Source organism: Helicobacter pylori, assembly GCF_014496485.1.
Lineage (GTDB): Bacteria > Campylobacterota > Campylobacteria > Campylobacterales > Helicobacteraceae > Helicobacter > Helicobacter pylori_DD.
The window spans coordinates 67,113-88,336 of record NZ_JACTAX010000004.1; the positions used below are offsets into that span (position 1 = coordinate 67,113).

Here is a 21,224-nt window from a genome sequence, read left to right on the forward strand (position 1 = left end):
TACATTAGGTTGATGATTTCAGCGATTCATCTAGCTTTTGGATGCGCAACACATGACGGCCTTGTTCAAATTCTGTAGAGAAAAACGCTTCTAAAATGCTTTCTGTTACGCCAATACCGCTAATCTTTTCGCCCAAGCACAAGACATTAGCGTTATTGTGCAAGCGAGTCATTTTGGCCATGTAGGCATCAAGGCACAAAGCGGCTCTAATACCCTTAAAGCGATTAGCACCCATGCTCATGCCTATCCCTGTAGCGCACACTAAAATACCATAGCTTTGCGGATTTTCTAAGACCTTTTGGCACACTAATTTGGCGTAATCAGGGTAATCCACCCTCATAGTGGGTAAAAAAGCTTGGATCTTAAAATCCTTGTCTTCTAAAAAATGTTGAACAAATTCTGCAAGATGCAACCCTGCATGATCGCTGCCTATAAAAACTTGAGCAATATTCAAAGGCTTATTCATCAGCTCTCCTTGATAAAAGATTAAGAAAGGAGTAAGGAAAATAAAAATCTTGTGGGTGCATGGATAAAAAACTCCGATAAAGGGGGGATAAATAAGAATATTAATACAATCAACAAGCCGTAGCGTTCCATTTTAGAAAACCATTCCAATAAAAACGAACTTTTAAAATGCAACGCTAAAAAGCCTAATGCTTTGGAGCCGTCTAAAGGCGGGATAGGGAGGCTATTGAAAACGCCTAAGACAAGATTATAAAGAATACCTTGAATGAGAAAGGTTACTAAAGCGAGCTGATAAAGATTCAATTCATCAACGCTTAAAGCGTTGATCCCTAGTTGTTGGAAGCTCCAATGCGTGATGGAAGCGAGCAGAACGGCCAAGGTGAAATTATAAGCCACCCCGGCTAAACTCACCACTACGCATGCCAAAGAGCCTTTTTGAGAGACAATGTAGCGCATATCCACCGGCACGGGTTTAGCCCACCCAAACAAAAAAGGGGCTTGAAAAATGAGTAATAAAGCCGGTAAAAGCACCGAACCCATCATGTCTAAATGCCTGATAGGGTTTAAACTCAAACGATTAGCGTCTTTCGCACTCCTATCCCCAAATAAAAACGCGCTCAAGCCATGCATGATCTCATGCCCTATGATAGCGATTAAAAGGGCTAGGATTTTCATTAAGGTGGTAATAAAACTTTCTAAAGAGAAATCAAAAAATTGCACAAAAAACCTTAATGCGTTGCGTTTTCTTTTTTAATGATTTTTTCTAAGCCTTCAACGCTTTTAAACATGCGTTCCCAACGCACCAGATAGCGTTTTTTAGGGTTATTTTCTGCATCCATTTCCAGGCTATTTTTTAAACTCAAACTGAAATAAACAAACCAAGGCGAACCCACGATATTTTTATAAGCCACACTCCCCCAAAAGCGCGAGTCGCTAGAATTATCCCTGTTATCGCCGATCATGAAAAATTCATCGTCATTGATTTTTTTATAAAACACCTTTTCGCCCTCCATTTGAATGAGTTGCATGCTGATATTAGCTTCTGCGCCTTGAGTGGCTAACTGCTCCATTAAATGGAAGGTTTCATTGTCTTTTTGGTAATGGATACCCGGATGCTCACTTTTATAAGGGTTTAAAACAAAAATTTTACCCATAAATTCTTTAGTCATAGCATCTGGGTAATGTTTAGCGATGTAAGTTTTGTCCGTGCCGCTCTCAAAAGGGTGCAAATAAAACCCCTCATTAGTGAATAACACCTCATCGCCCCCAATAGCAAAATTCCTTTTGACATAGTAAGATTTTTTTTCATGGGGAGGGATAAACACCACCACTTCGCCGCGCTTGGGGCGATCCCCCTCTATCAAATGCCCGTTATTTTTAAAATCAGGCATAACAGGAAGCTCAATCCATGGGATTTTAGGAATGGGGATGCCGTAAGAAAATTTTTTGACAAAGAGCATGTCGCCCTCATAGAGCGTGCCTACCATAGAGCGAGAGGGAATGATAAAGGCTTGCGCGATAAAAAAGATAACCAACAGCACAATAATGATCGTCCCTATCCAGCTAGAGCAAAATGCATAAACAGAGCGTAAAAATTTCATTTAAAATCCCTTCCTTTGTTGTTTTTCAAAAGCGATTAGAGTGTTTTCTAAAAGCGAAACGATCGTCATAGGCCCCACGCCTTTAGGCACAGGAGTGATAAAACCGGCAACTTTTTGTGCGTTGGTAAAATCCACATCGCCCACGATACGCCCATCGTTCAAATGATTGATCCCAATATCCACCACTACAGCCCCTTTTTTTAACATGCTCGCTTTAATCAAATCAGGCTTACCCACGCCCACGCAGACAATATCAGCGTTTTGGGTGTAAAAACTAATGTCTTTAGTCAAAATATGGCACACGCTCACGCTAGCCCCAGCGTTTAGCATGAGCATGCTCAAAGGCTTTCCAATGATATTGCTCGCCCCGATAATCGCCACATCCTTGCCCTTGATTTCAATGTGATAATGCTCTAAAAGACGCATCACGCCCATAGGGGTGGCTGGCAGAAACGATTCCTTTTGGGTGCAGAGTTTGCCGATATTAAGGGGGTGGAAACCATCCACATCTTTGTTTGGGTCAATGGCTTCTAAAATCATTTTAGTATCAATGTGTCTGGGCAAAGGGAGCTGGACTAAAACGCCTGAAATGTTTTGATCGGTATTGTAATCTTTAATCAAGGATAGCAATTTGGCTTCAGTAATATTTTCTTGGAGGGTTTTTAAGTCAAAATCCATGCCCACCCTTTCGCACGCTTTGATCTTCATATTGACATAAGTGATACTCGCAGGGTCTTTTCCCACTAAAATCACGGCTAGTTTGGGGCGTTTATGCGTTTGCGCGGTTATTGTTTGGATTTTATTTTTCAAATCTTTTTCTATATCATAAGCTAACGCTTGCCCGTCTAATAAAACAACGCCCCTATTTGGCATGCCCATTTATCCTTTATATAATTAAAATCCTATTATTGTAGCAAAAATCATGCGTTTAAGGGAATTAAAAACTCAGTTTGTCAATCTTTAAGATTAGCCCCATGATAGAGCAAGTAAAAACTAAGGGCTTTTAAAAATTCTAATTGCTGATAAAACTTAGAAGCTTCTATTTTGTCGTTTTGTTTCTTGTCGTTTTGTTTATCCTTTGGCTCTTTAGGGTTTTCGTTCAAATACCTTAACCCCAAACTCGGGTTATAAAAGTAATCTTTGGTAGCGATCGCTTCATAGCCTAGCGCGTAATTGGGGTGGCTTGGGGGGTTTGTTGTATTGTTAGAAAATAAAGGCTTCCCAAAACTCACGAATTGAAAACCTTTAGGGGCGATTAATTCAATAATGCTAGGAGCGATGTCTAAATGCGATCCGACTTGACTGATTTTTTTAGGCTTTAAAGTGGGGGCATATAAAATAAGCGGCACGGATTTAATGATATACAAATCGTTTTTAGCGTATTCATAGCTCCTGTCAAAGTGATCCCCTGTGATGATAAAAAGCGAGTTGGGGAATTTTTGGCTGGCTTTTTTGATGAAATCAACCACCACTTTGTCATACCAGTAAATATGCCCTAAAGAATTAGCGTCCGGTAAATTTTCTGATTTGGGGGTTTTTTCCACAAATTGTTGGATTTTTTCTAAAGGTACATTAAAGGCTTTGAGATTCACGTTTTTGATCGCATGGTTGCTTAAAGTCATGACCATGCTGAAAGTTTTTTCATGGGGGTTGGTGTTTTCTAAAATATAGTCAAATAAAATATTATCATGCACTCCCCAGTTGCTCTCTATGGGTTTAGGGTAGGACTTATTTTTAACAAATTCTAAGAGATGATTGTTAAAATAAAGGGCGTGAAAACCTTGTTTTTTGGTGAAACTGGTGAGTTTATTCCAAATCCCGCTACCTCCATAATAAAAGTTGTTTTTATAACCTAAAGTCTTCATGATATTGCCAATTGCCATAGGAAAGCTAGGGAGGATCACCCCTGAATTGACTAAATTGTTATCATTAATATAGGGCAAGCCTGTGATCTGAACATCTAAGCTTTTAACGGTTCGTGGGGCGCTTTCAATAAAAGCAGAAAGCATGTGAGCATGTTCTTTTTTAACCAAGTCTTGTAAAGCGCTCGTTAGCCCTATGGAATCAAATTTTTTATCAAAATGCCATGAACTTAAGGACTCTGAAACGATATAAAAAACATGTTGAATGGTTTGAAGAGAATTGTTGCGGCTTGTTTGAGAAAGCAACTCATAGAGATTGTTTGAAGGGTTTTCTTTAAGATGGAAATAATTTTTCGCCACTTCTAAAGGCGTTTCTTTAGCAAAATCGCTGAATTTAAGGTTATGGCTTTGCCTGTAATTGCGCGCCAAAAGATAAAGGTTACGAAACGCCCCAGGGGTGATTTTCATTAAAAAAGGATCTTTGGCTGGCTCTATGCTGAGATCTAAAGACGCGCCCACAAAGCTCAATTGCGCGTTAATGTAAAACATTTGCGTGAGGGAAAAAAGCGCAAATAAAATGAAAATTTTAAGGGGTTTGGTGTGGGCGGCTTGATAAGCATTTTTGGGTTTAAAAAGGGCGTTTTGGAGTTTGAAATAGATAAAAGAAATCAAAACGCTAAGGATTACAAAGAGTGAAAAACCAGAAAAAATAGGGTATTCCCCGCTCATTTTTAAAATTGTGAGCGTGTCTTCATGCAAAAATTCCAATAAATTTTCATCAAACACATTCCCATAAATGCCATAATAAACAATGTTCGCAATGTTTAAAAACAGGATAATAGCGATAGAAAAATACGCCGTAATATTAAGCATTTTGGTTTGGTGTTTAGGGGCAAATAACCCCAATAACCCGATGATGATAAAGAGAATCGCTAGGCTTGAGACCACACGATTATCGTATCTGGCTCCATTGAATAGGGTTTTGATGATTTCATCAAAAATAGGGTTTTTTAAAGCATGCTTATAATAGCCAGTATAAAGGATAAAGCCGATACGATTAAACACAAACAACAAGCTCATAAAAAAGGTGAAGTAAAAACCTTTTAAAAAGAGCGAAAAAAGGGCATGGGATAGGGATTTCATAAGCGTTAATACAACCTTTTTTTAACAAGATATAAAGTCTTAAAAAAGACAAAAAGAAATAATGGGAAATCCAATAAAGAATCTAAGATTTGAAAATGAGAACGCATTAAAAGCGAACTGGATAACGCTACTAAAGCGATCACACCTAATAAGGGGCTACTCAAAAACAAACTGCTGCAAAAAAGCGCGCTAAAAATCAGAGAAGCCATGAAATGATGGTAGATTGAAAAAGGCAAGAACCCTAAAATATCTGTCAAAAGCAACAGATTGAAAAACAGCATGACGCTATAAGATTGCAAGGTTTCTAAAGGGGGTTTTTTGAGTATGCGACAAGAAAAGATCACATAAGCAAGAATTAAAAGACAGCTAAAAGGGCTTAAGGGGGCTGTAAAACTGCTTAAAAATTCATTGAGCGATAGGGAGTCTTTCAAAGCGATATTGCTTAAAATCACGCTTATTAAAGAGAGCGAGAACCTCAAACCCAATGGCTTATTTTTGAAAAAAAAGAAAATTAAAAAAAGCCATATAAAACTCAGCGTGTAAGAAGAAGATATAAGCATGACTGATTACTTGAGAAGGGATTTTAAATAAGCCATATTGAAACGGATGTGTTTGATATGAGAGCGGTTGTAGGTATAGACAATATCTATAAAATGAGGATTAAGGCTATAGCTTGGGTAACTCACTTCATTGGCTTTGTCTAAAACTTTTAAGGTTTTAAAAGAGTTTGAGTTTTCTAATTTAGAAAGCCAGAGTTCTTTACGACGCAAAGATGAATCGCTAGGGTTATGGATCAAATACAATTCTTCGTTTAAATTGATCAAATTCAAAGCGTCATTCAAGTTTTTCAAATTCGTGAGCGTGGGTTTTTTCCAAGCGGTGGGGGTTTTACAGGTTTCTAGCATGAGACTATCTTTAAAAGAATGGTTTCTAAACGCCATGACAGCGCAGTCTTTAAAGGGGGTTAGGCTTGGTTGGAGTTGGTGGTTTAAGGTATTAGGCCTTAAAAGCTCTCTTGGGTTATTTTGTTGGTCAAATTTCAATAATAGGGGGTATTGGGTGGCTAATTCGTGATAGAGTGGTAGCATAAAACCGCCATCAGTGGTGTTTAAAGGCTTATTTTTTATCAAATGGCTCAAGTTTAAAAAAGGGCTTAAAGAGAGCTTTCGCGCAAACTTAAAACGAATCGGCTCTAAAGCGCTTTCAAATTGATAGATTTTAGAAGTGGCCCACCCGCCCATGCTCACCCCTACGACAAACAACAAGATTTTATTATCATGCAAAAAAAGCAAGGGGTTACCTAGTTTTTTGATGTATTCATGCGAATGATGAGAAAGCTCTTCTTTGGTTAAAAGAATGAAGGCTTCGCTCCAGCGATTAGTCTTGCTGTCAAAAAGATTCGCGCTGATTTTCACATCCCTTGCCCCTTCTTTAGTGCCGCTAAAATAAGCGTTCAAAAGATTGTCGTTAGGCAAGCTGATTAAAGAGCTCGCATGCGTGCTTAAAGCGTCGTTTGGTTTAGGGATAGTGAGTTGCGTGAAATAGGGGGGGTTTTGAGTGACAAGGGCTTGATTGTGCACGAAAGCATAGGGGGGGGTTTGGCGCTTCATTATAATTAAAAACAAAACGATAAAAAGCCCCACAAAAAAGGCGGCATGTTTTAGGCGATTTCTTGAAGGTTCCAAGATAGCGTTTCGCCCCCTCTTAAGATAGCGATTTTTTCATTCAAGCAAAGCGTGTGCGTAGGGACTATAAAGGGTTTTTTAGACAAATGCGCTTTTTTATTAGGCAAATTGTCTAGCGCGTAGATTTTTTTAGCGTTATCGCTGATAAAGGCTTGCAAATTTTCTAAAGCGTTGTGTTTTTCAAAAAGTTCGCACAACGCAGGCAACAAAATAGGGGCAGAAAAGATGCCTGCCGGGATGCTAGCGCTATGCTTTTTAGAAATGAAATGCGGGGCGCTGTCCGATCCAAAAGAGATTTTAGGGTGGGCTTTTAAAGCAAGGGATAAAAGCCTTTCTTGGTCTTTTTTGGTTTTGATTAAAGGCTTACAAAAACAATGCGGGTCCAAACTCCCCCCTAATAAGTCATCTAAAGTCATGCTGATATGGTGTAAAGTTAAAGTCGCATAGAGGTTGTCATGTTTTTCAATCAAAGCGATACTGCGCCAATCGCTCAAATGCTCTATAATGATTTTGAGTTTAGGGAATGAAAGGGCGAAAGTTTCTAAAACGCTATGGCATAAAAATTCTTTATCCAAACAAAACCCGGCTTGTTCTGCATGGATGCATAAAATAAAGCCTAATTTTTGGGCGTTTTCTAAAACCTCTAAAGTCTTTCCACCCAACAAATCCGAAGTGCCGTTTTGCGCGTTTGTGGTCATGCCTTTGGGGTAGAGTTTTAAAAACCTGATGCCTTTTTCGTGAGCGCGTTGCAATTCTTCTAAAGTCAAGCCATCATTGAAATACAAACTCATTAAAGGCTTGAAGTTTGAAGAATGGTTTAAAATTTTTTCTTCATATTCAAGGGTGGTTGGAGTGTCAATCAAGGGCTTACTGAGATTAGGCATGATCACCGCAGCGCTAAAAGGCTCGCTAGAGTATCTTAACACCGCTTTTAAAAGCGCGTTTTCTCGCACATGCAAGTGGGCGTCTATGGGGTCAAAAAGCGTGATTTCCATTTTTTAATTGCCTCCTAAGTAATAACGCACTCTAATGCGAATGAGGGTTTTAGTTTTGGGGCGTGGGTAATCCTTATAAGCGATTTGAATGGTCTTTAAGGTGTTGTCATCAAGCATTTTGTATTCAGAGCCAATGATGATTTTAAGATCGGTAATATCGCCGTTAGGGTGCAAGTAAAACTCTACCGCATTCGTCCCGTCCTGCCCTAAATAAGCCGCTACTTGAGGGTATTCTAAATATTTTTGCGTGATGCGCCCAATATCCCTTAAATTATTCCTGATGAAATCTTTTTCGGCTGTGCCTAAATCCCCAAATTCTTCGCCATACAATTCATCAATATCCCTTCTGGTTTGGTTATCCAAGCCTTTATTATTTTCTTGTCTGGGTGGTGCAACTTCTTTAGGCAAGAAAGAAAGCTGGTTAGGGTCAAATTCTTTTTTGACAGGTTTTTTCTCTTCTATTTTTTTCTGCTCTACTTTTTGTTCTACTTTCTGCTCTACGATTTTTTTCTCTTCTTTTTTCTCCTCTACTACTTTTTTCTCTTCCACTTTTTCCACTTTTTTAAGAGCCTTATGTTTGTGGTTGGGCTTTTTGGGTTCTGGTTTGGGCTTTGGTTTAGGCTCAGGCTTTGGCTTTTCTATGGGTTTTGGCGGGGTTGGCGGGGTTGGGGGTGTGGGTGGGGTGGGGGGTGTTGGGGGTTTTTGGGGGCCAGCCAGCGTGGGTTTAGGAGCGCCTGGGTTGTTTTTATTGGGATCTTGCGAATGGCCTCTTTTTAAAACCAATAAATTTTCAGGATTTAATTTAACGAGCTTGGGTTTTGAAGGAAAAAAATCTTCTCTGTGTTCAAATAAAAAATAAATCAACCAATGCAACAATACAGACAGAATGAGAGAAAAGAAAAAATTCCTGTTAGAATGATCCACAGGGTCAAAATTTTTCCCTAACTTAGCAGGTTGTAGTTTAGAATTTTCCGGCATATAAATTTCCTAATTTTGAATTCTTTATCTTATTTTCAGCTTCTTTAATCAGTTCTTCTTTAGATGTTTTTGGGCTTATTTTGTCTAAAAGCAGGCCGTATTTGTCGCTTAGTAAGACCAAGTAACGCTCCTTATTGGTTTCTATTGAGATGATTTTATGGTTCGCACCAACACGACCCAAAACACTAACTTCTAACTTAAAATCTTTCGCAGAAAAAGACCCTTGTGTAGGAACAATTTTTTTTTTGATGACATACAATATTAAGAGTAAGGCAACAATAACCGCTAACCCCTTGTAAGCATGGCTTAAATCCAGTGGGGGTTTTAACTCTAGAGTGTTTAAGGGACTTTTGGCTCGCTCTTTTTCATCTTGGCTTGCGAGATTGGCATGCTGAGATTTTTCTTTCAGGCTAGGCGGTGGGGCTAAATGAAAACCTTTAGGCAAAAAAAGAAAGCGGAGTTGCTTTTTATCCTTGCTGTTTGAGGCTTGGATTTCTAAGTCCACTTTAGCTTTTTTAGACAAGAGATAGATGTCATTTTGGTAGGAAAACATTTCTAAGGCATTCAAAGAGGCTTCTTTAAAATCCATCGTTTTTTTAGAATCCAGTTTAGCGTTTTTTAAAACGATCACCTTTTGCCCTTCAACTTCCATGATTTTAGGCGTTTTGTTAAAAGGAGTTTCAAAAGTGAGCGTGGTTTGCACGGCTTTTATGGGTGGTGTTGCCGGAGCGTTTGAATCGGGTTGGATTTCTTTTAACGCATTTTGCCAATGCACCAATTTAATGGGGGCGTCATCATTTAAAGGTATTTTCTCTTCAGCCAGTAACATCAAAGTAGCGCTCAGTAACAAGAACAACAATCTCATGAATTTTTAGCGAGATAATATACAATGGCGTTAGAATCAAGGATTTCATTCAAACGAATGGCTAAATTCCTTTCAAAAACCATCACCTCACCCTTACCAATAACCCGCCCATTCACAAAAGTATCCACGCTTTCTCCGGCGGGTTTTTGCAAATCAATCACAGAGCCTTTTTCAAAACGCAAGATTTGCAATAAAGGGATTTGCGTAGAGCCAAGTTCCGCGCTAAAAACAATCTCCATGTCTAAAAGGTTTTTATAATCGCAAATGAGTTCTTCTAAATAAGTGGAAAGCTCTAATTCTCTTTCTTTATTCGCTTTCTCTTTTTCTTTTTCGGCTATTTTCAACTTATTAGCTTCTGTTTCTGGCATAAAACTCTACTCTTTCAAGAATGATTTGACTTTGATTATAAAATCTTGATTTTACTATAAATTTTATAACAAATAAAGCCACTACGCCTTAAAGCGAGCTTTAGAAACGCAAAATTCTTTTAAAAAACACACATCGCATAAGGGGTTTTTAGCCTTGCAGGTGTAGCGGCCAAACAAGATTAAGGCATGGTGGAGTTTGGACAGGTTGTCTTTAAACAGATCGCTGAGTTCTTCTTCGGTTTTAATAGGCGTTTTAGCGTTGCTTAAACCTAAGCGGTGCGTCGTGCGGAACACATGGGTATCTACCGCCATATAATTTGCGTCAAAGCACACTGAAAGCACCACATTAGCGGTTTTTTGCCCCACGCCATCTAAACTCATCAATTCTTTTTGCGTAGAGGGGATAACGCCCTTAAAATCCCTAACCACTTTTTGCGCCATACTGATTAAATGCTTGCTTTTATTGTTGAAATACGAAACGGATTTAATAATCTCTTTAACCTCTTCTAAAGAAGCGAGGGCTAAATCGTTCACGCTCGGGTATTTTTCAAATAACTTGGGCGTTATTTGATTCACTCTAGCGTCCGTGCATTGAGCGCTTAAAATGGTCGCCACCAGCAATTCATAGGGGTTTTTATGGCACAATTCGATGGTTTGGTTGGGGTAATGTTTTAAAAGCAGTTCTTTGATTTGTTGGGCTTTTTGGTAAGTTTTAGCGCGTTTTAAACCCATTTTCACACGCTTTCTTTGATGACAAGGTATTGCGCTTCATGGGATCTTAAAGCCACTTGAATGCGGTTGATTTTAACCGAAAGCGTGGCTTTTTTCATGGAATAATGCAAAAGAATGCATTGAACCCCTTCATGGATACCAAAAGAGAGGAAGCGTTTTTTAAGGGCTTCATCGCAGTTAGCGATTTCTACGATTTCATAAACTTTGTCTTTAATGGCTTCATTGAGCGTCATTTTACTTCCTTTTTGAATCAATGTTTTTTTTGACTTCATCCACGATGATGTCAATAGGTGTGAAAATACGGCGCAAGATTTTAAAAGGCGCTTGGATAATATCTGACGCTAAAGTTACTTGAGTTTTAGGTTTATCTAGCGTGCCTTTGACATTCACATTAGTGGTGATTTTACCTCCTTTTCCTAAAACGAGATAGCCCACGATAGGGATTTTATTTAAGACATTACTCAAAGCCTTGATAGTGGAAACTTCTAAGTTCAAATCCAATTTGTTTTTGTCTAATTCAATGATCCCATTGCCAGCAATATCAAGCGTTTTGCCGATAAGATCAATTTTTTCTAACCCTAAATATTCTTTAGTGATCCCAAAAACAACAGACCCCTTTTTGATTTGATAGCCATTAGCCCCTAAATGAGGGTTCCTAAAGACAATGAGAGAGGGAATGGTGTTGATGAGATTGATCATGTTTTGCATGAGAGCGAAATTTTTTAAGCTTGTGTTTTGGAATTTCAATTCGCCATTGAAAACCTGATCTTCAAGAGCCCCAATAAGCGTGAATAAGCCCCCTTCTACGAAATCTTTTTGGAGGATAGTGTTGATATAATCCCCGCTAAAATTATGGGCCTTAAGATACAAAGCCCCATGCACTAAATCCGCCATGATCATGGCGTTTTTATAATTGCCATCAATTTTCACCCTATCGTCTTGAGCGACAATATCAAGATTTTCTAAAGGAAAAGGCATTTTTTTATAGATCAGCACGACATCTTTAGCATGGATGCGTGTAGAGATAGGGATAATTTTGTGGGCTTTTTCATAGCGTTGTTTGGCGCTAATGAAAACATCTTCATCTTGGATTTCTTTAGAGCTAGGCTTTTCTTTTCGTTCTTTTGAGAATAATCCCGCAATAGCTGGCATTTTACTATCCAAGAAATCATCAATACTCAAATCAATGTTATTAAGGGTAATATCCTTTTGATCCCCCTTAACTTTTATGGATATGCTTTTGCTTGGAGTATAGACAGAAATTTCATCTTTATTGATAGAACCAAATAAAGAGAGGGAATTAAATTGCTTGCCGTTGCTATGATAGATGGGTAAAGTGATTTTCAAATCATTAGCAAAAAAATCAATATTAATAAAATCGCTCGTAGAAACTTCTAAAGAGCCATCTTCTAAAGCGAAATATTTCATAATAGGGGAATAGGGCTTGATTTTTTTAAAATCTTTGATTCTAAAAATATAGGCGTTATCTTTAAATTCGCCCTCTAATAAAAGTTGTGGCACGCTCCATTGCATGTGGTTGGGGTTAGAAAAATCAAAATTCAAAGAAAGGTTTTTAAGAGTGTCTCCTGTGGCGTAGAAAACATCTTTAGTGAATTTGTCTTCACTTTGGGCTTTAATGGTGTCTATGATTTTTCTTCTAAACACCTCTGAGTTTTCACCCTCTTGAATGATAGAATGCAAGCTTTTTAAATCTAAAGAAAATTTAGTAGGCTGTGGGTTATCTTGGTCGTTATTCAAGCCATAAGAACGCATGTTGATATTATTGTTAGTGTTGAATCGTATTTTATGGACTAAAGAATCCAAAGAAAGGATTTTTTTATTCAAATCTAAAGCGATTTTAGCGTCTAAATCCAGCATGTTTTCATAGCGGGTGTGGGTAGTTTCTATGTAGATGTATTGGTATTCTTGGGTAATATCTAAGCTTATATTAGCGTTTTGCGTATAAAGGGGGATATTATAGAGCGAGAGGGTGCCTTCTTGCAAATTAACGCTGCCTTGAACGCTAAATAAGGGGGCGGTGTTTTTTAAAAATTGTAAGGTGAGTTTCAAATCCGCGCTAGATGGCGTGCTGATTTTATCCAAAGGTAAAACGACTTTATAAGCGCTCAATAAATCCTTAATGCTATCGCCATAATAATTAGGGGTCGTTTTTAAAAAAACCTCCAACTTAGGGGCCTCTAACAAATTGGAAAAAGTGGCGTAAGAGCCGGTCAATTCCATGGTTTCATAAGTGATTTTTTGGGGCTGTATGAGGAGCTGTTTGTTTTTGAAGATCAATTCGGTTTTATCCATTTTAATGGGCGATAAGCCATCATTAAAAACGACTGAAGGCTTCATCAAAGTGGCTTTAACTACAGAATTTTCCAAAAGCGATGGGACAAACTCGCTAGGAGTGAAATTGGCTTTAATTAAAGCGTTATCAATCTTAAAGCTAGCAAATTGGATCTTGTCAAAAATCCATGTTTTTAAATTTTTTTGCGATTGGCGTTGGAAAAGGGGCTTTAAAAACGCTAGGCTTTTCATTGGGGAAGTGTTGATTTTCAATTCTATGGTTTTTAAATCGGTTAGCCCTTGCAAATAAATTGCAGCGCTGGGTTCAACTAAGGGCTTGACAATCAAATTGAACGCCATTTTCCTAGCTTTAGGTGAATAGTGGGCGTTGCCATCTACTTGGACTTTAATGTCTTTAAAAAGCAAATTGATGATTTTAAGCTTGATATTTTTATCGTCTTCTAGGGAAAATTCCCCTTTGATTCCTGGAAATTCCAACTCGTATTTATTCCCGTCAAAAAAGATATTGGCTTTATTTTTATCGTCTAAAATGATTTCTTTGACTTTAAGTTTTTCAAAATAAGACACCGCCCAAATGCCATAACGGATATTTTTAATCAGATCAGAAACTTCTAAACGCTTTTTAGTGGGTTTTTGATGGAAGAAAGAAGAGAGATCGATGCGTTCAATTTCTAAAGAAAGCTTGTTATTGAGTTTTAAGTATAATTCAGAAATACCAAGCTTTCCAATTTTTAAATTTTGTATGTGAATGCCGTTTGAAAGGGTTTTGTGAATGACAACTAAAAGAGTGAATACTGCCACAAACAAGATAATGACATTAAATACTTTCTTGGATACATGTTTTCTTTTATTCATCAGTATTCTTTTTTATTTAAGTATACCAATTTATCCTAACAAAGTGGTGGTTGTCCCGCAAGGTTCGCTCAAAAAAGTGTTTTTTTCTTTGAAAGAGCAAGGCGTGGATATTAACGCTTTGGATTTGCTTTTTTTACGCTTGATGGGCATGCCTAAAAAAGGCTATATTGACATGGGCGATGGGGCTTTAAGGAAAGGGGATTTTTTAGTCCGTTTGATCAAAGCGAAAGCGGCGCAAAAAAGCGCGACTTTAATCCCTGGAGAAACCCGCTATTTTTTCACGCAAATTTTGAGCGAGACTTACCAATTAGGAGTTGGCGATCTCAATGAAGCTTATGAAAGCATCGCTCCACGATTAAACGGCGCTGTGATAGAAGATGGGGTGATATGGCCAGACGCTTATCATTTACCCTTAGGGGAGGACGCTTTTAAAATCATGCAAGCTTTAATCGGTCAATCCATGAAAAAACACGAAGCTTTAAGCAAACAATGGCTTGGATACTACCATAAAGAAGAGTGGTTTGAAAAAATCATTCTCGCTTCTATTGTGCAAAAAGAAGCCGCTAATATTGAAGAAATGCCCCTGATTGCGAGCGTGATTTTTAACCGCTTGAAAAAAGGCATGCCTTTACAAATGGATGGGGCTTTGAATTATCAGGAATTTTCACACGCTAAAGTGACCAAAGAGCGCATTAAAACCGATAACACCTCCTACAATACCTATAAATTTAAGGGTTTGCCTAAAAATCCTGTGGGGAGCGTGAGCCTAGAAGCGATTAGAGCGGTGGTATTCCCTAAAAAAACTAACTTTTTGTATTTTGTGAAAATGCCGGATAAAAAACATGCTTTCAGCGCGACTTATAAGGAGCATTTAAAAAACATTAATCTTTCTAATAATCATTTTTAAAATTAGGGTTAATGGGGCGTTTTTTCTTTTAAATTGAGTAAAAAGTGTTTAGTATTTTCTCATTTCAATTTTAAGTTCTTACTATTAAAGCATTTTAGATTTTATTAAAAAAGGCTTGCTACAATTTTAGGCAAATTTTGATTGCTAGGGCTTAAAATACAGCTTTTAGCACAAAGGAGAATGAATGGCTAAAATGAGCGCTCCAGATGGGGTTGCCGTTTGGGTGAATGAAGACAGGTGTAAGGGTTGTGATATTTGCGTATCGGTATGCCCTGCTGGGGTTCTTGGCATGGGGATTGAAAAAGAAAGGGTGCTTGGAAAAGTGGCCAAAGTAGCCTACCCAGAGAGCTGTATCGGTTGCGTGCAATGCGAGTTGCACTGCCCGGATTTTGCGATTTATGTGGCTGACAGGAAGGATTTCAAATTCGCTAAAGTTTCTAAAGACGCTCAAGAAAGAAGCGAAAGGGTTAAAGCCAATCACTACATGCTTTTAGAAGAGACTATTTTAGAAGGGAGAGGCAAATAATGCGTGAGATTATTTCTGATGGGAATGAATTAGTCGCTAAAGCGGCGATTGAAGTGGGGTGTCGGTTTTTTGGGGGCTATCCTATCACGCCAAGTTCGGATATTATGCATGCGATGAGCGTGGCTTTGCCCAAATGCGGCGGCCATTTTATCCAAATGGAAGATGAAATCAGCGGGATTAGCGTGTCTTTAGGAGCGAGCATGAGCGGGACGAAGTCTATGACAGCAAGCTCTGGGCCTGGCATTTCATTGAAAGTGGAGCAAATCGGTTATTCTTTCATGGCAGAAATCCCTTTAGTGATCGCTGATGTGATGCGTTCAGGCCCATCAACTGGAATGCCCACTCGTGTGGCTCAAGGCGATGTGAATTTTTTAAGACACCCCATACATGGGGATTTTAAAGCCGTCGCGCTCGCTCCTGCGAATTTAGAAGAAGCTTACACCGAAACCGTTCGCGCGTTTAACTTGGCTGAAATGCTCATGACTCCTGTATTCTTGCTCATGGATGAAACCGTGGGGCATATGTATGGCAAGGTGCAAATCCCAGATTTAGAAGAAGTGCAAAAGATAACCATTAATCGTAAGGAATTTGTGGGCGATAAAAAGGACTACAAACCTTATGGGGTCGCGCAAGATGAGCCGGCCGTTTTGAACCCTTTCTTTAAAGGCTATCGCTACCATGTTTCAGGCTTGCACCATGGGCCTATTGGCTTTCCTACTGAAGACGCTAAAATCGGGGGGGATTTGATTGACAGATTATTCCATAAGATTGAATCCAAACAAGACATTATCAATGAAAACGAGGAAATGGATTTAGAGGGTGCTGAAATCGTTGTTATCGCTTATGGTTCGGTTTCTTTGGCGGTTAAAGAGGCTTTGAAAGATTACAACAAAGAAAGCAAGCAAAAAGTCGGCTTTTTCAGGCCTAAAACCTTATGGCCAAGCCCGGCTAAACGCTTGAAAGAAATAGGGGACAAATACGAAAAAATCCTTGTGATTGAATTGAATAAGGGGCAGTATTTAGAAGAGATTGAAAGGGTTATGCAAAGGAAAGTGCATTTCTTTGGGCAAGCCAATGGGCGTACGATTTCGCCCAAACAAATCATCGCAAAGTTGAAGGAGCTTTAAAATGGCGTTTAATTATGATGAATATTTGCGTGTGGATAAAATACCCACTTTGTGGTGTTGGGGCTGTGGCGATGGCGTGATTTTAAAATCCATTATCCGCACGATTGATGCCTTAGGCTGGAAAATGGATGATGTGTGCTTGGTGAGCGGGATTGGTTGCAGCGGGCGCATGAGTTCGTATGTGAATTGCAACACCGTTCATACCACGCATGGTAGGGCTGTAGCGTATGCGACAGGGATTAAATTGGCTAATCCTAGTAAGCATGTGATCGTGGTTTCTGGCGATGGCGATGGCTTTGCGATTGGAGGCAATCACACCATGCACGCATGCAGAAGAAACATTGATTTGAATTTTATTTTAGTGAATAATTTCATTTATGGTTTGACCAACTCCCAAACTTCGCCCACCACGCCTAATGGCATGTGGACGGTTACGGCTCAATGGGGGAATATTGATAACCAATTTGACCCATGCGCTTTAACCACCGCTGCCGGGGCGAGTTTTGTGGCTAGAGAGAGCGTTTTAGACCCTCAAAAATTAGAAAAAGTGCTTAAAGAAGGATTCACGCATAAGGGTTTTAGCTTCTTTGATGTCCATAGCAATTGCCATATCAATTTAGGGCGTAAGAATAAAATGGGCGAAGCGTCTCAAATGCTGAAATGGATGGAAAGCCGATTAGTGAGCAAACGCCAGTTTGAAGCCATGAGCCCTGAAGAAAGGGTGGATAAATTCCCTACAGGCGTTTTAAAGCATGACACGGACAGGAAAGAATATTGCGAAGCGTATCAAGAAATCATTGAAAAAGCACAAGGAAAACAATAATGGAAGCGCAGTTACGATTTACAGGCGTTGGAGGGCAAGGCGTGTTGTTAGCGGGAGAGATTTTAGCTGAGGCTAAGATTGTGAGTGGGGGCTATGGCACTAAGACTTCCACTTACACTTCGCAAGTGCGTGGAGGGCCCACTAAAGTGGATATTTTGCTAGACAGAGATGAAATTATTTTCCCTTATGCTAAAGAGGGCGAGATTGATTTCATGCTTTCAGTCGCTCAAATCAGCTACAACCAGTTTAAAAGCGATATTAAAAAAGGCGGTATCGTTGTCATTGATCCCAATTTGGTAACCCCCACTAAAGAAGATGAGGAAAAATACCAACTTTATAAAATCCCCATTATCAGCATCGCTAAAGATGAAGTGGGTAACATTATCACGCAATCTGTGGTGGCGCTAGCCATTACCGTGGAGCTGACTAAATGCGTGGAAGAAAATATCGTTCTAGACACCATGCTTAAAAAAGTCCCTGCAAAAGTCGCTGACACCAACAAAAAAGCCTTTGAAATTGGCAAAAAACATGCTTTAGAAGCTTTGAAAGTTAGGGCTTAATGGCTCTAAACTCTTGTTTTGAATTGATTTTCTTAATAAATTTTTGAGAACTTGATTGTAATGGGTTCAAGATAACTCAAGCTCTAAAAAGGGGCTTTGCTTTTTTACCCATTTTAGATTAAGACGCTCGCAAACACCAAAGGCAAAAACACCAATGATTTTTGAAAAGCAAGACTACCAGCAAGAGTGTATTAATAACATTATCACGCTTTTAGATGGCTTTGATTTTAAGCGCCACGATGCCTTAAATCTAAAAGATTGTTTAAGTCAATTCAACGCCGCATGCGAAATTCCTGTCAAAAATTTAAGCGGTAAGCTTAATGTTGATATTTTAATGGAAACAGGCACGGGCAAAACTTTCACTTATTTGAATTTGATTTTTGCGCTCCACAAGGCTTACAAGCAAAATAAATTCATCATCTTTGTCCCACGAAAACCCATTTTGGAGTCGGTTAAGCAAAATATCCGCCTTACGAAAGATTATTTTTATTTAGAATTCAAACGCCACCTGAAAACCTACACTTATGAAGGGGTTAAATCGCCAAGCAACATTATTAACCATTACCTTAAAAACCAAGATGAATTGAGCGTCTTGCTCCTCACTAACAGTGCGATTGACAAGGAGGGAAACATACTCAATAAAAACAGCGAAAACCTTTTTAACACTAAAAGCATTTTTGAAAATATCGCTGATTTAAAGCCTATTTCTATCATAGACGAGCCGCATTTGCTTAAAGGTGAGGCGTTTGGTAAGTATTTTAGTAAAATAGGCGCGCTTTATTTTCGCTTTGGGGCGACTTTTGCCAAAGAAAAAGAGCATGCTTTAAGCAATGTAGCCTTTTGTTTGGATTCAATCAGCACGTTTAGAAATTACCTTGTCAAACAAATCCGTGTCCATTCTGTCATGCAAGATGTGCAAAGCCCGTTTTTGCTCAATGCGGATTCAAAAAGCGCAAAAATTGCCTTTTATAAAGCGGGCATTCTTAAACAAATCACGCTTTCAAAAGGAGAGGATTTAGGCAAAATTAACGCTTCTTTTAACGGCGTTAGCTTGGTCAAAACCACCAAAGACAAGGCTTATTTGAGTAATGGCGCTACGCTTGAAAAGGCTTCTTATAAACTCACGCAAGATGAAATCAGCACTCTTTTAGAAAAAGCCATTGACTTGCATTTTGAAAAAGAGGCGTTTTTATTTGACCAAGACATTAAAGCGTTAAGCCTGTTTTTTATCCCAAAAATTGAGGATTTTAGACAAATTGATAACAAAGGCACGCCCTTTATTAAAACCGAATTTGAAAGGCTTTACAAACTCAAACGCGCTTCAATTCTAGCAAGGGAAAATTTATCGCCAAGCTATAAAGAATATTTAGCGAGAGATTTTGATGAGATCGGTAATTTACGCGTCCATCAAGGTTATTTTAGCGGCGATAGCGTAGCGCTCAATAAAGGCAAAAAAGAAAGCAAAAAAGAAGACATTGAAGCCAACGACATTAAAATGATTTTGAGCGAAAAAGAAAAATTGCTTTCATTTCAAACGCCTTTGCGTTTTATTTTTAGCGTGTGGGCTTTGCAAGAGGGTTGGGATAATCCAAACATTTTTACTCTTATTAAACTGGCAAATTCTACCAGCGAAACAAGCCGCCATCAGCAAGTGGGGCGCGGGTTAAGAATCGCTATCAATCAAGAGGGCAAGCGCGTTACGCATGGATTTTTAAAGGCAAACGACGACGCTTTTTATAAAATAAACCACCTTGACATGCTAGTGAGTGGCGAGGAAGTGGGCTTTATAGAGAATTTGCAAAAAGAGATTGAAGCGAGCAGTTTTATCAGTGGTGGCAGTGCACTAGACAGAGAGATTTTAGCCAGGTTAGGGCTTAATGAAAAAAAGATCAATAAATTTTGCGATGCATTAGAAAAATTAAACGCCGTAGAATTTGACGAAACAAACAACGCTTACAAAATCATCGCGCCCATTTATGAAGCGATGCAAAACAACGAAGAAAGGATAAAAAGCTTTTTAAGCGATGAAGAATATCACGCCGTTTTAAACGCCTTTAAAATGGCTGAAAATCCCACCAACAAGCGCGATCAAATTATAAACGCTAACCAACCTCAAGAAAAAGTCAAAATCCGCCAAAATTTAGCTAAGGAATTTAAAGAGTTATGGCAAACCATCAACGCGCAAAGCCAATTAAGCTATCAAAATATCCAAAAAAACAAGCTGATAGAATCTATCACCAAAGCGTTTAATGAAAGCCAAGTGGTGCATGAAGTAATCACTTTTGAAAGCAAAAGGTATGATGCAAAAACGAATCAAATCATCACAGAATCATCAAGCGTTTTAAAAGAGAAAAACTACGCTAACGCCTTACAAAAAGAAATCAACGCGCTTCTGCTTGACTTTGCCAAAGACGAATCATTGCCCTTAAAATTCACGCTTGAACTCTACAACGCTTTAAACAAAGAGCATTTCACAAACTCACCTAAAAAAGCCTTTAAATTGCTTAAAGACATTATCAAAGATAAGTTGCATGCGAATTTGCTTTCTTGCGTGAGTTATGGATTTTGCCAAAACGCCTTTTCTAACACGGCTTTTGATAAAACCGATCCGCTTTATTGTGAAGATGGCTCGCCCAAAAATGAGATTGAAAAACACAAATTAGGCAAATACAAAAGCGCGCAAACTCCAAGCCAAAACTATCTTTATGATACGATCATTTATGATTCTAAAATTGAAGAAGAAGTGAGTGAAGAGGGGGTGCAAACACTGGAAGGTAAAAGCGTAGAAGTTTTTGCCAAGCTCCCTAAATTTAAAATCCCAACACCTTATAAAAACTATGAGCCCGATTTTGCTTATTTGCTTAAAGATGAAAAGGGTGCAAAAATCTTTTTTGTTTGCGAAACCAAAGGTTATGAAAAAGAAAGCGATATCCCGCCAGATGAAAAGCGTAAAATTGAATACGCTAAGAAATTTTTTGAAACGCTATCTCAAAATTTAAAGAACGCGAAAAAAGAAATACGAGTCGTTTTTGCCACACGCATTAACAAACAAGATTTATTGAGCGTGCTTAAAAGCGCATTAAAGGAAACGCTATGACAGATAAAAATCAAGCCAAAAAAATGGGTATCAACATTATCCAAGCCAGCAAGAAAATAACCCCCTTTTTGACATGCTTTTAAAGAACTTCCCACAAACGATAAAAGACGGACAAGTGAGCTTAAGCGCTATCAAAATGCTTTTAGGCTTTAATGAAAGCATGAATGATATCAGCGGCTATGAGCTCACTTGGACGTGAAAAGGGCTTGCTAACGCTCTTTATTCTGAACCTTGCCAAAAACAACTCAAATTACAAGAAAGCTTTACGCCCCAAACTTCAGCCAGCAAACACCCCGGCAATGCTATTATCATAGGCGATAAT

Annotated in this window: 21 protein-coding genes; 7 read left to right on the forward strand and 14 right to left on the reverse strand. The window is 38.7% G+C overall.

Features of this window, described 5'->3' with window-relative positions:
- Nucleotides 1-4 precede the first annotated feature (4 nt).
- The 14 genes from rpiB to IC572_RS03450 form a co-directional block, all read right to left on the reverse strand.
- Complete coding sequence (gene rpiB, locus IC572_RS03385; RefSeq protein ID WP_001039823.1) at nt 5-466, reverse strand: ribose 5-phosphate isomerase B; 462 nt, start codon at nt 464-466, stop codon at nt 5-7.
- 20 nt (nt 467-486) lie between these two features.
- The gene (locus IC572_RS03390; RefSeq protein ID WP_187855074.1) at nt 487-1,185 is read right to left on the reverse strand and encodes a site-2 protease family protein; all 699 of its coding nucleotides are present in this window, start codon (nt 1,183-1,185) and stop codon (nt 487-489) included.
- 8 nt (nt 1,186-1,193) lie between these two features.
- Nucleotides 1,194-2,066: a signal peptidase I gene (gene lepB / locus IC572_RS03395; protein WP_187855075.1), complete on the reverse strand. Its 873-nt coding sequence runs from the start codon at nt 2,064-2,066 to the stop codon at nt 1,194-1,196.
- Complete coding sequence (gene folD, locus IC572_RS03400; protein ID WP_187855076.1) at nt 2,067-2,939, reverse strand: bifunctional methylenetetrahydrofolate dehydrogenase/methenyltetrahydrofolate cyclohydrolase FolD; 873 nt, start codon at nt 2,937-2,939, stop codon at nt 2,067-2,069.
- A gap of 80 nt (nt 2,940-3,019) precedes the next feature.
- Entirely contained in the window at nt 3,020-5,071 is a 2,052-nt protein-coding gene (locus IC572_RS03405) for an LTA synthase family protein (RefSeq protein WP_187855077.1), read from the reverse strand.
- A gap of 5 nt (nt 5,072-5,076) precedes the next feature.
- A complete protein-coding gene (locus IC572_RS03410; protein ID WP_187855078.1) occupies nt 5,077-5,631 on the reverse strand; it encodes a 3-deoxy-d-manno-octulosonic acid hydrolase subunit 1 in 555 nt (184 codons plus the stop codon).
- 6 nt (nt 5,632-5,637) lie between these two features.
- Entirely contained in the window at nt 5,638-6,756 is a 1,119-nt protein-coding gene (locus IC572_RS03415; protein WP_187855079.1) for a 3-deoxy-d-manno-octulosonic acid hydrolase subunit 2, read from the reverse strand.
- A complete protein-coding gene (gene pyrC, locus IC572_RS03420) occupies nt 6,732-7,751 on the reverse strand; it encodes a dihydroorotase (protein WP_187855080.1) in 1,020 nt (339 codons plus the stop codon). The genes IC572_RS03415 and pyrC overlap by 25 nt, the downstream gene beginning before the upstream one ends.
- Before the next feature lie 3 nt (nt 7,752-7,754).
- Nucleotides 7,755-8,729 (reverse strand): energy transducer TonB, encoded by a 975-nt coding sequence (locus tag IC572_RS03425; RefSeq protein ID WP_187855081.1) that lies wholly within the window; start codon nt 8,727-8,729, stop codon nt 7,755-7,757.
- Complete coding sequence (locus IC572_RS03430; RefSeq protein WP_187855082.1) at nt 8,713-9,594, reverse strand: hypothetical protein; 882 nt, start codon at nt 9,592-9,594, stop codon at nt 8,713-8,715. The genes IC572_RS03425 and IC572_RS03430 overlap by 17 nt, the downstream gene beginning before the upstream one ends.
- Nucleotides 9,591-9,962 carry a flagellar motor switch protein FliN gene (fliN, locus tag IC572_RS03435; RefSeq protein ID WP_001115284.1) on the reverse strand — a complete coding sequence of 124 codons (372 nt, stop codon included), beginning with the start codon at nt 9,960-9,962 and terminating at the stop codon, nt 9,591-9,593. Before fliN ends, IC572_RS03430 begins: the two co-directional genes overlap by 4 nt.
- Before the next feature lie 81 nt (nt 9,963-10,043).
- Entirely contained in the window at nt 10,044-10,694 is a 651-nt protein-coding gene (gene nth / locus IC572_RS03440; protein WP_187855083.1) for an endonuclease III, read from the reverse strand.
- A gap of 2 nt (nt 10,695-10,696) precedes the next feature.
- Nucleotides 10,697-10,927, reverse strand: coding sequence for a FeoA family protein (locus IC572_RS03445; RefSeq protein ID WP_000174130.1), 231 nt, complete (start codon nt 10,925-10,927; stop codon nt 10,697-10,699).
- Nucleotide 10,928: 1 nt separating this feature from the next.
- On the reverse strand, nt 10,929-13,862 hold the full coding sequence (locus IC572_RS03450; protein ID WP_187855084.1) for a DUF3971 domain-containing protein: 2,934 nt from the start codon (nt 13,860-13,862) through the stop codon (nt 10,929-10,931).
- On the opposite strand from IC572_RS03450, the gene mltG reads away from it, so the two are divergent.
- The 7 genes from mltG to IC572_RS08055 all read left to right on the forward strand — a co-directional run bounded on the left by mltG (nt 13,780) and on the right by IC572_RS08055 (nt 21,101).
- Nucleotides 13,780-14,769: an endolytic transglycosylase MltG gene (mltG, locus tag IC572_RS03455; RefSeq protein WP_187855085.1), complete on the forward strand. Its 990-nt coding sequence runs from the start codon at nt 13,780-13,782 to the stop codon at nt 14,767-14,769. The genes IC572_RS03450 and mltG overlap by 83 nt on opposite strands.
- 184 nt (nt 14,770-14,953) lie before the next feature.
- The gene (locus IC572_RS03460) at nt 14,954-15,295 is read left to right on the forward strand and encodes a 4Fe-4S dicluster domain-containing protein (protein WP_001918447.1); all 342 of its coding nucleotides are present in this window, start codon (nt 14,954-14,956) and stop codon (nt 15,293-15,295) included.
- Complete coding sequence (locus IC572_RS03465) at nt 15,295-16,422, forward strand: 2-oxoglutarate synthase subunit alpha (protein ID WP_187855086.1); 1,128 nt, start codon at nt 15,295-15,297, stop codon at nt 16,420-16,422. Before IC572_RS03460 ends, IC572_RS03465 begins: the two co-directional genes overlap by 1 nt.
- 1 nt (nt 16,423) lies before the next feature.
- Entirely contained in the window at nt 16,424-17,245 is an 822-nt protein-coding gene (locus tag IC572_RS03470; RefSeq protein WP_000885307.1) for a 2-oxoglutarate ferredoxin oxidoreductase subunit beta, read from the forward strand.
- Complete coding sequence (locus tag IC572_RS03475) at nt 17,245-17,805, forward strand: 2-oxoacid:acceptor oxidoreductase family protein (protein ID WP_127975724.1); 561 nt, start codon at nt 17,245-17,247, stop codon at nt 17,803-17,805. The genes IC572_RS03470 and IC572_RS03475 overlap by 1 nt, the downstream gene beginning before the upstream one ends.
- A gap of 154 nt (nt 17,806-17,959) precedes the next feature.
- Nucleotides 17,960-20,902 (forward strand): restriction endonuclease, encoded by a 2,943-nt coding sequence (locus IC572_RS03480; protein ID WP_187855087.1) that lies wholly within the window; start codon nt 17,960-17,962, stop codon nt 20,900-20,902.
- 73 nt (nt 20,903-20,975) lie between these two features.
- On the forward strand, nt 20,976-21,101 hold the full coding sequence (locus IC572_RS08055; RefSeq protein WP_462936846.1) for a hypothetical protein: 126 nt from the start codon (nt 20,976-20,978) through the stop codon (nt 21,099-21,101).
- Nucleotides 21,102-21,224: the final 123 nt, after the last annotated feature.

Coding starts and splice junctions, on each gene's coding strand:
- IC572_RS03465 (WP_187855086.1), top strand. CDS start 15,295: ATGCGTGAGATTATTTCTGATGGGAATGAATTAGTCGCTAAAGCGGCG.
- IC572_RS03425 (WP_187855081.1), bottom strand. CDS start 8,729: ATGCCGGAAAATTCTAAACTACAACCTGCTAAGTTAGGGAAAAATTTT.
- nth (WP_187855083.1), bottom strand. CDS start 10,694: ATGGGTTTAAAACGCGCTAAAACTTACCAAAAAGCCCAACAAATCAAA.
- IC572_RS03475 (WP_127975724.1), top strand. CDS start 17,245: ATGGAAGCGCAGTTACGATTTACAGGCGTTGGAGGGCAAGGCGTGTTG.
- lepB (WP_187855075.1), bottom strand. CDS start 2,066: ATGAAATTTTTACGCTCTGTTTATGCATTTTGCTCTAGCTGGATAGGG.
- IC572_RS03445 (WP_000174130.1), bottom strand. CDS start 10,927: ATGACGCTCAATGAAGCCATTAAAGACAAAGTTTATGAAATCGTAGAA.
- IC572_RS03480 (WP_187855087.1), top strand. CDS start 17,960: ATGATTTTTGAAAAGCAAGACTACCAGCAAGAGTGTATTAATAACATT.
- fliN (WP_001115284.1), bottom strand. CDS start 9,962: ATGCCAGAAACAGAAGCTAATAAGTTGAAAATAGCCGAAAAAGAAAAA.
- IC572_RS03460 (WP_001918447.1), top strand. CDS start 14,954: ATGGCTAAAATGAGCGCTCCAGATGGGGTTGCCGTTTGGGTGAATGAA.
- IC572_RS03450 (WP_187855084.1), bottom strand. CDS start 13,862: ATGAATAAAAGAAAACATGTATCCAAGAAAGTATTTAATGTCATTATC.
- IC572_RS08055 (WP_462936846.1), top strand. CDS start 20,976: ATGCTTTTAAAGAACTTCCCACAAACGATAAAAGACGGACAAGTGAGC.
- IC572_RS03470 (WP_000885307.1), top strand. CDS start 16,424: ATGGCGTTTAATTATGATGAATATTTGCGTGTGGATAAAATACCCACT.
- IC572_RS03405 (WP_187855077.1), bottom strand. CDS start 5,071: ATGAAATCCCTATCCCATGCCCTTTTTTCGCTCTTTTTAAAAGGTTTT.
- pyrC (WP_187855080.1), bottom strand. CDS start 7,751: ATGGAAATCACGCTTTTTGACCCCATAGACGCCCACTTGCATGTGCGA.
- folD (WP_187855076.1), bottom strand. CDS start 2,939: ATGCCAAATAGGGGCGTTGTTTTATTAGACGGGCAAGCGTTAGCTTAT.
- IC572_RS03410 (WP_187855078.1), bottom strand. CDS start 5,631: ATGCTTATATCTTCTTCTTACACGCTGAGTTTTATATGGCTTTTTTTA.
- rpiB (WP_001039823.1), bottom strand. CDS start 466: ATGAATAAGCCTTTGAATATTGCTCAAGTTTTTATAGGCAGCGATCAT.
- mltG (WP_187855085.1), top strand. CDS start 13,780: ATGACAACTAAAAGAGTGAATACTGCCACAAACAAGATAATGACATTA.
- IC572_RS03430 (WP_187855082.1), bottom strand. CDS start 9,594: ATGAGATTGTTGTTCTTGTTACTGAGCGCTACTTTGATGTTACTGGCT.